The 14,908-nt window shown below is 44.6% G+C and carries 12 protein-coding genes; 10 read left to right on the forward strand and 2 right to left on the reverse strand.

Annotated features, from left to right (window positions below):
* The first annotated feature begins 41 nt into the window (after positions 1-41).
* The 10 genes from ACN6NF_RS04615 (at position 42) to ACN6NF_RS04660 (ending at position 12,506) form a co-directional block, all read left to right on the forward strand.
* Positions 42-983, forward strand: coding sequence for a S8 family peptidase (locus tag ACN6NF_RS04615; RefSeq protein ID WP_240664123.1), 942 nt, complete (start codon positions 42-44; stop codon positions 981-983).
* 4 nt (positions 984-987) lie between these two features.
* Positions 988-4,071, forward strand: a complete 3,084-nt coding sequence (locus ACN6NF_RS04620) for a lantibiotic dehydratase (RefSeq protein ID WP_474315562.1) — start codon at positions 988-990, stop codon at positions 4,069-4,071.
* 10 nt (positions 4,072-4,081) lie between these two features.
* The gene (locus ACN6NF_RS04625; protein WP_017426262.1) at positions 4,082-5,353 is read left to right on the forward strand and encodes a lanthionine synthetase C family protein; all 1,272 of its coding nucleotides are present in this window, start codon (positions 4,082-4,084) and stop codon (positions 5,351-5,353) included.
* 15 nt (positions 5,354-5,368) lie between these two features.
* The gene (locus tag ACN6NF_RS04630) at positions 5,369-5,926 is read left to right on the forward strand and encodes a DUF5823 family protein (protein ID WP_474315565.1); all 558 of its coding nucleotides are present in this window, start codon (positions 5,369-5,371) and stop codon (positions 5,924-5,926) included.
* A 14-nt stretch (positions 5,927-5,940) separates the two neighbouring features.
* The gene (locus ACN6NF_RS04635; RefSeq protein ID WP_129548744.1) at positions 5,941-7,734 is read left to right on the forward strand and encodes an ABC transporter ATP-binding protein; all 1,794 of its coding nucleotides are present in this window, start codon (positions 5,941-5,943) and stop codon (positions 7,732-7,734) included.
* A gap of 9 nt (positions 7,735-7,743) precedes the next feature.
* A complete protein-coding gene (locus tag ACN6NF_RS04640) occupies positions 7,744-8,340 on the forward strand; it encodes an accessory gene regulator AgrB (protein WP_231124952.1) in 597 nt (198 codons plus the stop codon).
* A 120-nt stretch (positions 8,341-8,460) separates the two neighbouring features.
* Positions 8,461-9,807: a sensor histidine kinase gene (locus ACN6NF_RS04645; RefSeq protein ID WP_474315567.1), complete on the forward strand. Its 1,347-nt coding sequence runs from the start codon at positions 8,461-8,463 to the stop codon at positions 9,805-9,807.
* Positions 9,804-10,583, forward strand: a complete 780-nt coding sequence (locus ACN6NF_RS04650) for a LytR/AlgR family response regulator transcription factor (protein WP_017426267.1) — start codon at positions 9,804-9,806, stop codon at positions 10,581-10,583. The genes ACN6NF_RS04645 and ACN6NF_RS04650 overlap by 4 nt, the downstream gene beginning before the upstream one ends.
* Positions 10,584-10,629: 46 nt before the next feature.
* Positions 10,630-11,388, forward strand: a complete 759-nt coding sequence (locus ACN6NF_RS04655; protein WP_474315568.1) for a TraX family protein — start codon at positions 10,630-10,632, stop codon at positions 11,386-11,388.
* Positions 11,389-11,528: 140 nt separating this feature from the next.
* Positions 11,529-12,506 (forward strand): aldo/keto reductase, encoded by a 978-nt coding sequence (locus ACN6NF_RS04660; RefSeq protein WP_474315570.1) that lies wholly within the window; start codon positions 11,529-11,531, stop codon positions 12,504-12,506.
* Positions 12,507-12,667: 161 nt separating this feature from the next.
* Here the strand turns inward: ACN6NF_RS04660 and ACN6NF_RS04665 are convergent, their stop codons facing one another.
* Both ACN6NF_RS04665 and ACN6NF_RS04670 read right to left on the reverse strand, forming a co-directional pair.
* On the reverse strand, positions 12,668-13,468 hold the full coding sequence (locus ACN6NF_RS04665; protein ID WP_474315571.1) for a WYL domain-containing protein: 801 nt from the start codon (positions 13,466-13,468) through the stop codon (positions 12,668-12,670).
* Positions 13,443-14,768 (reverse strand): helix-turn-helix transcriptional regulator, encoded by a 1,326-nt coding sequence (locus tag ACN6NF_RS04670; protein WP_474315572.1) that lies wholly within the window; start codon positions 14,766-14,768, stop codon positions 13,443-13,445. Before ACN6NF_RS04670 ends, ACN6NF_RS04665 begins: the two co-directional genes overlap by 26 nt.
* Between the last annotated feature and the right edge of the window lie 140 nt (positions 14,769-14,908).

Here is a 14,908-nt window from a genome sequence, read left to right on the forward strand (position 1 = left end):
GTAGTGAAATGGGCTACCCCTACTTACATTATGGAGATTGCATGATAAAACCTAATATATACAATTGGCATGTAGCCCGGCTGACCGATCATTTTAGTTGTGGTGCAACTGTTGGTCAGCCGCTTACTATCCTGTTTATTGATACAGGCGTCGATAAATCCCACTCAGAGATCCAAGGTAATCTAGTTGAGGCAGAATGCAAGTCATTTGTACCTTATGAGCCTTGTCTAAGCGATTACGTCGGGCATGGTACAAAAATGGTTAGCTCTGTTACCGGCAAATATATATTGAAGGGGATATGCCCTTTCGCTCGGGTTGTTGTCTACAAAATTACGGACAAAAAAGGAATAAGCAAGCTTGAATGGTTGTATAGAGCGCTGGAAGAGGGTATTGCTAAAGGATATCCAATTATCAACATCAGCTATCGTACAGAATATGAGGTCGACTTATTCGAGTTCAATCGGTTTCAGGCTTTGGTTGACTGCGCTAATGCGCAAGGCATCTGGGTAGTCTGTTCCGCAGGAAACGATGGACGCGATATTACGCAGGAGTACAGAGTGCCTGCGAATTTAAAGGGAGTATACCCAATTGGATCAACTAATAAGAACGGGGATATCTCCGGGTTCAGTAATACGCTCAGCGGCCAATTTTTTGCGCCGAGTGGTGATGAGTATGAAATCAATTACAACAATGATTGGGTAATGGTTGCCAAATCAAGCTTCGACACAGAGGATTATTTATACGAAGTGCTGGGATTTGACAAAGCATACACAGTAGGTATCGGTACGAGTATTGCCAGCGCCTTATTCAGCGGAGTTGTTGCCTCTCTTAGCGGAGAGCTTATCGCGCAGGGGATGAATGCCGGGCGCACAGAAATGGAGTGTCTGCTCCGTCAAGGCGCGAGACCGATTGATGTTCAGCGGAATTATTATGAAGTAAGCCTTGCCGGTTCAATTCGTGCTTTAAGACAGATGAGAGGTTGATTGCATGTTGGAAAACTTTGAAATCTCGGAAAATTACATGTACCGGAAGACGTTGCTTGGCATGGAGTATTATACGCGGATATTTGATCATGAACAACTAGACGATGATGAATATCTTGACAGACTTGTACGGTTCGTTCAGCAGCAAGGGTTGATGGATTCCATTTATGTCTCCAGCCCCTCGACCTACGCTGCACTGCAAAGCCTGGAACAAGGCAGAACATTGAAGTCCAAAAAAAAGCGGAATCTTATCCTTAGTCTAAGCAAGTTCATTTCGCGGGCAATTTGTAGACCAACACCGTTTGGACTGTTCGCGGGAGTAGGCATTTCCCGATTTGGAAACACGGGAGGCGACGGAGAACATGTCGTCTGGGCAACTCCGGATTATAGCCTAATTTACCGCTTAATAGGGCTTTTCCATGGGGATGCGGATGTCCGCAATGAATTGAGACTGAGTGTAAATAACACCTCTTACATTGACCATCACAGGCTCGTCATCTCTTATCAGACTCTGTTTGCAGCAGATCAGGAGGAACGAAGCACTGAAAATATATCTATTCTCAAAACCCCGGTCATAGATTTCATCATGAAGATCCTTGATAAAGAGCAGCAGACTTTTCTGCAGCTTATGCAAGCTATAAAAGATGCCTTCGGCGTGGATGACACGATCAGCACAGATTTTTTGCAGCAATTGATAGAACAAGGCTTTTTGGTAAGTGAGATGATTCCCAATCCTCGGGATAGCACTCCTTTGGAGCATCTGATCCGTACACTGAAGATGCTCGCTGCTCCCAAGGCAGCATATTACGCAGATATTTTGGAGAGAGTTGGACATGCCATTCAGGACATCACAGTTGCTGCGGTCAAACGCGAAGGCATTGAGGCTGTCCGAAAACTAGTCCAGCTTATCCTTCCCGATTATCAGGGCGACTTGGTCAAAATAGACGTAAGGCTGAATCAAGCAAATGAAATTCACTTATCGGACAGCGATAGGCAAGCGTTGGCCCAAGTAGCTTCAATATTGAGCATGCTTTCTACGTACAGGAAAGAGGATACACTTTCCGACTATCGTCAGCAATTTACTGAGAAGTACGGAGTATATGAAGAAGTGCCCTTATTGCAGTTGTTCAGTAAGACGTTGGGGCTCGGCAAACCTGAAGAGTACAAGAGCCACTACCAGAACGGAGATAAGTACAGGCATAAGGATGAAGGCAGGTTCCGACAGCTCAAGGCGCTAATTGCGGAGTGGCAGACTGAAGCGCTTGCCAATCATTCGGATATCGTGCTTGACGAGGCCAAAATCCAACAGCTGTCTGAATTGAGTCTGGAGAATGTCCATGTCTCGTTCGATTTGTATTATTCCTGCATGGAGAATGAACAAGGTGAAGTTACGTTTTATTTAAACAACAGAGCCGGATCATTGGAAGCGTGTCAAAGCTTCGGAAGATTTGCCTACATGTTTGACAAAGATAGCCGTGATGACATCTTCCGTTTTGTCAGGAACCCGAAGGATCAGAAAGCAGGGGAGAGCGCCGCTGAAATCTCATTTTACCCATTCAGCCCCAAAATAACTAATATTATGACGGCAGGCGCAACACCGGATCAATCCATGGATATGGCCACGTTCCCCGAGAATCGGAATTTGGATATTTCCCAACTACTGGTAGGGGTGGAGGATTCGGGATACTTTTATCTAAAGCACAGGGAAACAGGCGAACTGGTATTTCCGAAACTCAGCAGTATGTACAATACAGAGCTGGCGCCTTATCTGATCCGGTTTCTGAATGATATTAATCTGCAGTATCAGACCGGATGGTCCCATCTGGAGGAGTATCTCTATGATTCTTCTTTTACACCGAGAGTAATCTATAAAAATATCATCATCTGCCCTAAAAAATGGACATTATATGCGGATAAACGGCTCCAGAGCGAAGAACAGTTTTTGGCCTTTTTGGAGGATTGGATCATAAAGTATAACATTCCGCGATATGTATATTTGGTGGAGCTGGACAATAAGCTATTGCTGGATTTGGATCGCCATCATCATCGAAAGCTTTTGCACAAAGAATATACGCGGAATCCGGAAGGCAAGGCGGCTGTTATTATGGAGACGGAGAAAGAATTGTTCGCTTCCGTTAACCGGTATATGGAGGAGTGCGTATTTTTTTGCAAAAGCCCGATGTTTCAGTACTTGCCGATAGACAGATTGTCTGCACAGGCTACCGATAAAAGCTTAAATAAAGTGCTGAGTTCTTCGGTGAATGCCGTTTATTATCCAGGTTCGGATTGGATATCCCTGCAGGTATATTACAATCAGGAACTGCTAACCGATTTGCTGGGCAGTGCATTTAAGACATTCATGGACAATAGCGCCGAGTACTTCATTGACCAGGTTTTTTTTGTCCAGTATGCAGATAAGGAGCCGCATATCAGGCTAAGGTGCAAAATGTCGGGAAGCGTAGAGCATCAGCGTTTCACGGCCTTGAACTATGTTTTTGATTTCCTGAATACTGTAACCTCGTCCGGATTGGTTAGTTCCTATTCGGTTGTTCCTTACCGGCCTGAAATTTTGCGGTATGGCGGCACAGCCTTCATTGAACAAGCGGAGAGGTTATTTGCTATCGATTCTTATCTAGTTTCAGGCTATTATGCAGGCAAGAGGTCAATTAATGCAACCGATCAGATGTTATTTTGCTGCACCGGACTTTTTGAGGTTGTGAACTGCGCGTATCCGCTGGCAGAAGATCAATTGAAGGCTATGGCTGCGATTATTGATCCGAAGAAATTCAGACAGGAGTACCGGGAACACAAAGAAGCGCTATTCCAAAGGATTCAACAGACCCGTTCCATATCCTTGCCAGCAAGCGATAAAGACGATAGGTTGCGGCAATACGCTGCATATTTCACGGCTATCCGGGAAGCTGACGACAGAACCAATTACTACGATGATATTATGTTCAGCATCATGCACATGTTCTGCAACAGAGTGTTCGGCCTGGACCGGGAAAAAGAAGAGCTTGCCCTACACCTATGCTACTTCAGTTTGGAAGATTATTTACAGGTAAGCAAATATCATGTTGCCTATTGAGGAGGAGCTTATGGCGGTCAAACAAGTCCCGGGAAATTTATCTGAAATAGTCAGGCAAAGCGCAGAAATTTACAAAGATATAGATACTGTAACCCTGCTAATCAAGAAGCACGCCATGCATGATTACCCTGAAATGGAGCTGATATCGCTGGCTTCAGGATACCCCGGGATCAGCCTTCTTCTGGATAAGCTAGATGAAGTTTACCCGGGGGAAGGGTGGGCTGCGCTTGCTTTCAAGTACAATCAGGAGATTGTGCGTTTAATCGGTAATATACCGTTCCATTCATTGTCACTGTATACCGGACTAGCAGGCGTTATTTATCTGTTCAACGAGTGTTCAAGAGGTTCAACAAGATATACAAATGTGCTCTCGCAGACGCTGGATATGTTTCTTAGCAGCTACGGGGAGTTCTATGAGGAGACAAGGGGGAAATTGGAAGACTCTTTGATTGAGGATAGCGACTTGGATTTGATTTCAGGCTGGACGGGGATTGCAGCTACATTAATGGAGGTTAAGGAACGCCAGGACAGATACGTTGGGAAGCTGGATGCAGTGCTCCTTAAGATACTTCAACTGATTACGGATGCTGTAGGCAAGCTGAGACATTTCGAGGAACTTCCCGAACAGACCATTTATTATAATCTTGGCATGGCGCACGGAATTACAGGAGCCATTAATCTGCTGGCCGTTGCACATCTCCGCCGCTACCCGTTAACTGGATTGAGAGAAGTACTGGAAGTTGCCAAGACTTTTCTACACGGAAGTATCAGGGAGTGGAACGGCACCCTTGTCATACCTAATATGTTCACACCGGATGAATCCGCAGAGACTAGTCGGAATCCAGGTTATCACAGAGATGCATGGTGTTACGGCACACCGGGAGCTTCTGTGGCTATGTTCCGGCTGGGATTGGCCCTGGAGGACAAAGCGCTGCAGCAGCAGGCTCTGCAATTGTTCAATACCGTCTACTCCAGACCAGATTCGCTAAGAAAGGTAATTTCACCGACGATCTGTCACGGCTATGCAGGCTTGGTCCTGATTCAGCACCATTTCAGCCGTGCGGCAGCCATGCCGTTTAAGGATGAATTTTTGCATCGTTTGTTATCATATCGAAATACTGGTGAGGGAGTACCTTTTATAGACCTTGAGGGAAGCGTCGATGATCCGTTATCTCTCGATAAAGTTGGGCTGCTCGATGGATGTGCAGGTGTATTGCTGACACTGCTGACCTGTGATAATGAGAACTTGAGTACATGGAAGCAGATGCTGGTATTTAGCTAACAGGAGGAGACGGTAATGTTCATTTTATTAAAAGAAATTATTACAGTCATGGTGGGACTGATTACCGATTTTCTCTCTTTTCAACTGGATGCATATTTTTATATTTGGTTTCTGGTCCTGTTTATTTCAAGCTTGGCAGCGACCCTGGTTCAACGAAGCGAAGGGACTATTACCTACAGCACAGCCGAATGTGTCGGAATAAATGTCCTAGTTGTCGTATTATACCTAGTAATCGGTACAATTTTGGCCAGATACTTTGCAAGTTTTGAGGATCAGCAGATTGTTGCTGAAGATAAGATTATGCTGTATAAAATTTCTTTTATGCTTACATCCGCTGTAATTATAGTGGATATTATACTAGATAGGTTGAAGAGAGTGCGGAAATTCTCCTACTCTTTGGAGTTTCTTGCCGGAAGCGCCGTGTGCTTCTTACTGTTCCAGTTAAGCAATCAAACGGACTGGATAGGAACCAAGCTGTCGCTCTCCTATATTGTCATGGTAGCGATAGCCGCAGGTGTCTATACAATGGCAATGAAGTTTTTGCTAGAATACGAAAATCACAAAGAGAAATAGGTGATTAAGCCATAATGGAATTGAATATGGAGAGCACGGCATATAAAAAGATCGGTGAAGAAAAACAAACGGCCCATTCCTTGCTGAAGTTAATCAAAATTGCGAGATGGCCCAAGCTTGCGCTTGCTTGGAGCATCGTATTTACACTGATTTCCGCCGCTTTTTCATTAGTATTGCCGATCATGACAGGCAAGCTTGTCGATAAGATCTCAGCTATGGAGCTGACGATCCAGACCGCAGCTGTGCTTATTTCGCTGTTTCTGGCCGGAGGGATTTTAAACGCTGTGTCTTCTCTGCTCCTCAGATATGTGGGGAGCAAGTTTTTTCAGGAACTGCGACTGAAAATTTGGGAAAAAATTATCCATTTGCCGGTTAATTATTTTGATAACAATGAGAACGGCAAAATCATCAGCAGAATGACGAACGACCTTGCTATTGTAAGTAATTTTCTGGCTATTACTCTGCCTTCTATTCTGGCTGATGTCCTGATGGTCACTGGTTGCATCATCATGTTATTTGTGTTGGATTGGAGATTAATGAGTGTACTCGTTGCTCTGATTCCTATAACGGCGCTACTAATCTATCCCATTGGAAGAAGGATGAATAGGGTAGCAGTTGAGGCACAGGATGCAGCCGCAGACTTTTCCGGTGAGTTATCCAAAATTCTCTATAACATCAGATTCATTAAAGCGACGACGTCGGAAAAGCTTGAAATGAAATATACTCGGGAGATACTTGGACGTATCTTTCGCTTGAACATCAAAGAGGGAATATTGTCAGCTGTCATTGAGCCGATTGTCACAATTATCATCATGCTAGCTTTGGTAGGAATGTTTTGGTATGGAAGCGCCGGCATTGCCGCTGGACATATCACTACAGGTACTCTGGTATCTATGATCTTTTATTTGTTTACAATGGTTTCGCCTCTGACCCAGCTCAGCAGTTTTTTCTCGCAGTATCAGAAGGCCAAGGGAGCAAGTAAGGAAATTTATACCATATATAACCAGCAAGATGAGAAGCAAGAAAAGTTAGGCAGTGTGCCGGACATGAAAAGTCATGATCAGAATTCGGATATCCTGCATTTTGCCAATGTTTCTTTCTCGTACAACCAGGGCCAACCGGTATTATCCAACGTGGAGTTAACCTTCAGAGGCTGTACCACTACAGCGATCGTAGGGCCTTCCGGCTCGGGAAAAACAACAATATTTTCTTTAATAGAGAAATTTTACTCAGAATATAATGGAGAAATCTATTACAATAATGTATATTTGGATAAGATTAGGACGGAAGAATGGCGTCGCAAAATATCCTATGTTATGCAGGATAGTGACTTACTGGTAGGATCAGTGAGAGACAATCTGGTATATGGCCTAAACAGAGACGCGGATGACCATGAGATTTATGCGGCTCTTGATACAGTAGGCTTGAAGGAGGTAATTTATCAATTACCGGATGGTTTGGATACCTTTGTTGGAGAAAGGGGAGTCAAATTATCGGGGGGACAGAAGCAGCGAATCCAGATTGCCAGATGCTTGCTTTCAGACCATGAGATTCTGCTGTTTGATGAAGCTACCGCCAACCTGGATAGCGAGTCAGAGCAGCTCGTCCATGATGTGATCAAGCTTCTCTCCAAGAATAAAATGACCATTGTTATCGCTCATCGTTTGTCAACCATCTACAAAGCGGACCAGATAATCTTTTTGGATAAAGGAGAAGTAACGGGGGTAGGCACGCATCACGAATTAATGAGTTGGCATGATAAATATCGTGATTATGTTCAATTCCAGCTTCCCGCACAATTAAGTTAGGGAGGGGCGGTGGCGTTGTATCATCAATTGTCAACGTGGATCGTTGATAAATACTTTCAAGACGAAGAATTGGAAGCGGAGAAGCGTGCTTATGTGCTTTATTATCTGGAGAACATACTGGCTGGCACAGAAAAAATACTTCTTGTATTGATCAGTGCCTGTTTGCTCGGTGTATTAGCCGAAACGGCTGCGATGCTGCTTTCCTATACAGTGGTCCGGCGAAAGTCCTTTGGCTGGCATGCTCGCAAGTCGCATCATTGCACCTGGGTCAGTCTACTGACCTTTGTGTTTGTTCCCTGGCTCTTAAAGGAAGTAGAATGGAACCGCTTTTTTTTGGCGACGCTCTGTCTGCTTTCTATCATTCTGATTGTCAGATACGCTCCGGCCGATACGGAGTGCAATCCATTGGTAGATCCGAAGTTCAGAAGAGCATGCAGATTACAAGCTATCTTTTTAAGTATAGTGTTTGTTTTCATGGCCATCGCACTAGATTTTTATCCTTGGTTAATATTTGGGCTGTTTCTTGAAGCAGTTGTCATCACACCAGTATTCTATTCCATAATGAGAAGGAGTTATGCCAATTATGAACAATATCAAGAATATTAAAGAATACAGAAACAACCATACTCAGAGACTCAAGGCTAAGCTACTGGAGCATATGAGTAAAAGAGGTGAAGGAGGAGGAATTTGTTTCGGGTTGTTCTATGAACCAGTCAACCCAAAAGTTTGGAAATTGAACAAAAAATGATTACATCCGGCATTTATTTTTTGCAATACACCAGCTATCTTGTAATATATCATATGGTCAGCGGCAATGGTCTAAGCGTTTTCCGTATGAATTATAAGCTGCTGCTGTTTTTAGTCATGTATTATTTTATCGGAATAACAGCTCTGAATAACTTCGGACTGATTGTTTACCTATTTCTATTTGTGCTACTGGCATTATACGGATGGTTGACCGACAAATATGAATCCTTGTGGGTCATAGGCTTCTACGCCATCCTTACCATCTTCATTACGACACTGCTGGGTTATTTCATAACGGTAATCAGCTATGCGGTTCCTTATGAATATAAAAACAAATGGACGGCGCCCTTCCTAACCGCTTGTTCACCTCCGCTGATCTACTTGGCGCTCCGAAAGCTTGTGTCTTATTTGTTTCCTACTCCGGCGGTCAGGCTTTTGAAGATATATCGGATTAAGCTTATCGTCGGAGCTTCTTTAATCTTAGTCTTGGGGATCATCGGACTAGGACTGATTATCTATTCGGAGTGTGAAAGCAACAATCCGTATCCAAGCAGATTAAAGATTGTGTTGATGCTGATCGGCTTGACCTCCATCTTCCTGATGACGATCAATTGGCTGTATCGCTTCCTGCGTGAACGTGAGCTAGAGAAGAACAAGACGGAACAATACCTGCAGCTGGAGGCTTATATTATGGAGATTGAAAAAATGTACGAAGACATCCGCGGCTTCAAACATGACTATACCAATATCCTGTTAATGCTGGACGAGGGGATCAGAACTGGGGATTTGGCGATGATCAAGCGGATATATGAGAGTTCTATCCAACCTACTGCCTCACAGTTGAACGGATATTCCTATAGTCTGGATAACCTGATTAATCTGGACGTGAGTGAGCTCAAGAGTATTATTACATCCAAGGTGCTGGTGGCAAAGAAGCGTGGAGTTGACGTAAAACTGGAAATTGATAGTGGTATCAGTGAAATGTATATGGATATTATAGACCTTTGCAGAGTAATCTCTTGTTTCCTGGACAATGCAATCGATGCGGCACTAGAGACCTGCAATCCGTCCATAAATATTGTGCTGATCCATGAAGACGATATTCAGACGGTGACGATACGAAACTCTTATAATCATTCTGCACTTGACGGGATTAAGGTGAATGATCTCTACAAACGGAACTTTTCAACGAAAGCGGACAATCGAGGTCTTGGCTTGTACAATATAGCAAAGGTGCTGCGCAGCAACAAGTATGTAACTTTGGATACCAAAAAGGAACCGGATTTTTTCACGCAAACATTAATTATAAAGAGAGCGACATCATGAATATTTTTATTCTGGAAGATCAGTTTATCCAGCAGCGCATAATGGAAAAGATGGTCCGTAAAAGCTGCGAGGAACTTGGCATCTGCTGCAGCAATCTCATTGCCACCAGTAAGCCGGATCTCCTGCTTTTTGAATCTAAAGCTTGTGCGAATAACTTGTATTTCCTTGATATTGAAATCTCTGGTTGTCAGATGAAGGGACTGGAAGTTGCCCAGGAAATCAGAAAATATGATATGTATGGGCATATTGTCTTTGTAACTACCCACGGTCATCTGTCTCCGCTTACCTTCCAATATAAGGTAGCAGCTCTTGATTTCATTATCAAGGATGCTACTCAGGATGAAATGGAAAAAAAGGTCAGAGAAGTTCTTGTTGTTGCCCATCAAAGAAAGCCTGTGTTGGATGTCAATGATTGGTTTATACTCGACAATAAATTTACGAAATTTCAAATTTCCTTCTCCAGCATTTATTACTTTGAAACAACAGGTGTTCCCCACAAAATCCGTCTGGTTTCCGAAAACAGAACTCTTGAGTTTTACGGCGATCTGAAAGATATTGAGGCTAAGGACCCAAGGTTGTTCCGGTGTCATCGGGCATTTATCGTAAACCTGATGAAGGTGGAATCTATAGATAAGAGCAAGAAGGAGATCATTTTTCAAACCAATCAGAATTCCGGAGAAGCAAGGCGCATTATTCCCGTTTCCCGCCAATTGTTGAAGCACCTCTTAGATAAGATGGGAGACCGGAGCCTCCTGAACAGACCTGTTTACGAATAGAATAGATACGGAGGGCATAGTCCTTCGGGAAGAAAAGGGGAGGAATATGGAACAAAGATTATCCGTTCAAGCAGAGGTGAAAGGCATTGATGCCACCAGTTTAAAATTAATTGCAGTATTGGCAATGCTAATTGATCATATTGGAGGGCTATTTTTTGCCGATTTTTTGGGCTTTAAGGTGGTAGGCAGAATTACATTGCCTATCATGGCTTTTTTTGTAGCCGAAGGATATATCCATACCAGAAGCTTCAAAAAATATACAATGCGTCTTGCTCTAACCGGGCTAGCCAGTGTGGTGCCTTACGGATTGGTATTTAAAGATTGGTATACTTCGGGAAACATCATGCTAACGTTGTTGATGGGCCTACTGGCAATATGGTTCTATGACAACACGACCAATCCTGTACTTAAATACTTGGCGATTTCGGCTCTTTGCGTAGTCTCTTTTTTGGGAGACTGGAGTGTAATTGGAGTGTTCCTGGTTCTGGCTTTCTATGTGGCTCGCAAACAACAGAAGATTTACAACGGATGGATTATTGCAATAATTGCGCTTATGTTCATTTTCGGAGTCATCATTATATGGGCTGTTCCCGATTCGCTCAGCATCATGGGCATCAACGCCAGCACAATGAACGAATATCTTTATCCGTTTGCGATCGGCGGGGCTTGTATTTTTGCACTCCCTCTGCTATCCCGATATAATGGAGAGAGGGGAAAAGGCCCACGAACCTTCTTCTATTTGTTTTATCCGCTGCATTTGCTCGCGCTCTATTTACTGAAGTTGGCTATTGATTATTACATATAAGAAGGGCTGTCTAATAAGTAACTAAAATAAAAAAAAATTGGACGGGAAACGACATGTTTTCCGTCTAATTTTTGCGGTTTGACGAACTATTCGAATGTTGATGAAGGAAGGAATACTTTGAAGATTAAAGGAGGAGCAGCATGAAGATTATGCCTTTACAGAAACGAGGGATCTCCGACAGTCGGCTGGTGCTCGGTTGCATGCCTTTTGGTGGGGAATGGAGCCATGCACCGTTTACGCAGGAGCATGTCGTTGAAGCGGAGAGGGCTGTAGATGCTGCACAATCCATCGGGATTACGATGTTTGATCATGCAGATATCTATCGTATGGGGAAAGCGGAAGAAATTTTTGGCCGGATTTTAAAGGGACAGCCGAGCTTGCGTGAACAAATCGTAATTCAGTCCAAATGCGGCATTTTTCTGCCGGATGGTACTCTCCCGGGTCGTTTTGATTTCTCATATGATCATATTATGGAGTCCGTGGATGGTATCCTGAAGCGTCTGGGTACTGAGTATTTGGACATCCTGCTGCTGCACCGTCCCGATCCGCTGGTAGAGCCGGAAGAAGTAGCGAAGGCGTTCGGCGAGCTTAAGACATCCGGCAAAGTACGGCATTTTGGCGTTTCCAATATGAATGTAAGCCAAATTCGCTTTTTGGAGCGTAGCCTGACGGAGCCACTGATTGTTAACCAACTGGAGATGAGCCTGGCACATCTGCATTTTATAGATCAGACCGTACATGTGAACCAGCAGGCGGGGACGAATGTACATTTTGGCGAAGGATTGCTGGAATATTGCCAAACCGAGGATATTCAGCTCCAGGCTTGGGGACCACTGGCGCAGGGGCGTTTTAGCGGAGGTTCGCTGGACGGGAAGCCTGAGCATATCCGTAAGACGGCAGAACTGGTGCAGAAGCTAGCTTCTGAAAAGGGGACGACACGTGAAGCGATCGTTTTGGGCTGGCTTATGAAGCATCCGGCACGGATTCAGCCTGTCATTGGCAGCGCCAATCCTGAACGAATCCAAGCATGTCAGGATGCCGAACGCCAGAGCGAACTGATGACCCGTGAAGAGTGGTACCAATTGTATGTCAGTGCGCGTGGACAAGCCTTGCCGTAACTGGTACTGCGGACTAGCTTGTTACAGCAGACGTGTGCGGATGTAAGTGTTTGACCTCGTTTCGTTTATGCGTACTGTAGTTTAATATGGCCCTCCTTCCGTCTCATTAACAGACGGAGGGAGGGCCTTTGCGTGAATACATCCTTTATTTTCTTTAGTAGCTATTCCTCTTCGTATCGTGCGAGGGCCTTGGCTGTTGTTTCCTTCATTCGCGAAATTAAGCGAGAGCCTTGAACGACCTTGACGCGTTTGCCGAGGAAACGGATTTTAGATAGCACATACTCACACTCGTCTGCCTGGAAAGTGAGTATAATACGATAGGTATCAGCTTCCTGTACATATTGGACCTCTTTTTCAAAACAGGAAAAAGCATATAAAATACGAGACATTTCACCGTTGTATACAGGAATGATTTCAATGATGCCCTGCTCTTTGCGCGACTCCAGTATACCGAGTATTCGTTGGGTAAACTTCTCGGCTTCTTCAGGTAGAATCTCATCCTCCGTAACAGTTACGATGTTGGACAGCTTGGTGGACATGAATGCGCGGTGTCGGCGATTGTACCACAGCAGACTCCATTGTTTTTTGACCATGGAAAACTCCAGCTTATAGGGGAATCCGGACATTCGCTCATGCAGGCGTCCGTTGCGCAGTTTGTAGGTCATACAGATGCCAGAACGGGATCGCAGAATGGAACGTAATTCACGCAGGAGCGGATGATAAACCGAAGCAGCAGGAACCCCTGCTTTTTCGCGCAGGCTGCCATCAGCCTCCAGAGGCTCGTCGTCTGCAAGTAATTGCCGAAGCTTATCAAGTGTAGAGGGGGTAAAAGCCTCTGTCGCTGCCGAGTCTGCAAGCATGGACTTAAGCCAGACTCTTTCCTGCGATGTGGTAGCAAAAGCGCCCGATTCATCCAGTCGTGAGACGATCTGATAGTTAAATATTTTCTCGAACAGGCTCATAATAGGCTTGCAGCTCCTTCCATTCCTGTCTGAATTCCTTACGCAGCCGCTGGGGCTCCAATACCTCACAGCTTGATCCGAAGCTGCGAATCCATGGTTTGATCTCAGTGATTCCATTCACTGTGATTTCATAGATAAAGGATTCACTTTCTTCCTCCGTAATCGCACCCCATTGTCCCTGTGACAGTACACGTTCCCGGATAAAGTTGCGCTTTGCACCCTCAGGATTAAAAAAACGTACCCGTACCTTCACGGGACGACCCGTATCAACAAGCCAGCTGTACCGCATTTTTTCTTCCAGCACGGCTAACAGGTCGGCATAAAGCTGCTCTGGGACAGGCTTGCCCTCCACCAATTGAGTCATGCCCTCCATACGAAACTTCATGATTCCTTTGCCGCCTACATGACCAAGCACATACCAACGTCCGTATTGATGATCATAGATGACTTGCAGGGGTAGAATGGTATGTTCACGGCCTTCGGTCTCTTTTTCAAACCGTGGGTTTGTGTTCTGTGACCCGTACATGCTTCGTTTGGACGCCGAAAAATATAAAAAGCTTACGCAGCGACGTTGCCGAATGGCATGCAGAAGCGGATGAATATGGGCTTCGTCCAGAATGCGTGAATAATAATGGTATTTATATAAAAAAGGCTCTGCCATCTCACGATCTCCGAGCTGACGGCGCATAGCTTTTTTAAGATGATCTCGTAACAGATATCCCTGCACAGAGGGGAGCTGGGTGTTGGCCATAATGTCCACAAAATCATATAAGTCCAGTAATTCCTCGTCCGTCAGTTCTGTCACCAGATCATTGCGGACAGCATAGCGATAAGGTCTGCCGCCAGGCTCCTTACGAACCACGCCGACTTCGACCAGATATTTCAGATCAGAACGGATTGTTTTCTCATCTGGCAGTGAACTGTCGGAAGGCAGGCCATTGCAGCAAGCATCCAACAGTTCCATGGTGGTCATAGGCTGTGACTGTAGCGCTGTCAGCAGAAGGGATAAGCGGACGCTTTCCGATTCCTTGAGCGATTTGGCCCGAAACAGAAATAACAGCAATGGATCAGCGGATTCGTAATAATTAAAGCGCAGCATCTCATTAAAATCATGTCCCTGTTCCGCAGGCAACTGCTGTTGTACGGATTGGACAATCTCCTTGAGACGCCGGATCGTTTTATCAAAGGTATGTACCGAAATGCCAAGTCTGTCTGCAAATTGCTGCCGCTTATAAGCGCCGCTTGTTAGTGTGAGCATACGCAGGAATTGAATTTCTTTATCAAAACTCTCTCTCGCCATGATGCATTCCCCGTTTCTGTAGCCGTTCTCCGAAAATAAGTATCCCTTTATTCTAACAGGGAAGGGATGCAGGAAAAAGGTAATTTATTCATCTTTGTAATACTTTCACCATGTTCATGACTTCCAAAATAAAGGATTAT

The organism is Paenibacillus sp. TSM33 (genome assembly GCF_056099025.1).

Coding starts and splice junctions, on each gene's coding strand:
- ACN6NF_RS04615 (WP_240664123.1), top strand. CDS start 42: ATGATAAAACCTAATATATACAATTGGCATGTAGCCCGGCTGACCGAT.
- ACN6NF_RS04620 (WP_474315562.1), top strand. CDS start 988: ATGTTGGAAAACTTTGAAATCTCGGAAAATTACATGTACCGGAAGACG.
- ACN6NF_RS04625 (WP_017426262.1), top strand. CDS start 4,082: ATGGCGGTCAAACAAGTCCCGGGAAATTTATCTGAAATAGTCAGGCAA.
- ACN6NF_RS04630 (WP_474315565.1), top strand. CDS start 5,369: ATGTTCATTTTATTAAAAGAAATTATTACAGTCATGGTGGGACTGATT.
- ACN6NF_RS04635 (WP_129548744.1), top strand. CDS start 5,941: ATGGAATTGAATATGGAGAGCACGGCATATAAAAAGATCGGTGAAGAA.
- ACN6NF_RS04650 (WP_017426267.1), top strand. CDS start 9,804: ATGAATATTTTTATTCTGGAAGATCAGTTTATCCAGCAGCGCATAATG.
- ACN6NF_RS04655 (WP_474315568.1), top strand. CDS start 10,630: ATGGAACAAAGATTATCCGTTCAAGCAGAGGTGAAAGGCATTGATGCC.
- ACN6NF_RS04660 (WP_474315570.1), top strand. CDS start 11,529: ATGAAGATTATGCCTTTACAGAAACGAGGGATCTCCGACAGTCGGCTG.
- ACN6NF_RS04665 (WP_474315571.1), bottom strand. CDS start 13,468: ATGAGCCTGTTCGAGAAAATATTTAACTATCAGATCGTCTCACGACTG.
- ACN6NF_RS04670 (WP_474315572.1), bottom strand. CDS start 14,768: ATGGCGAGAGAGAGTTTTGATAAAGAAATTCAATTCCTGCGTATGCTC.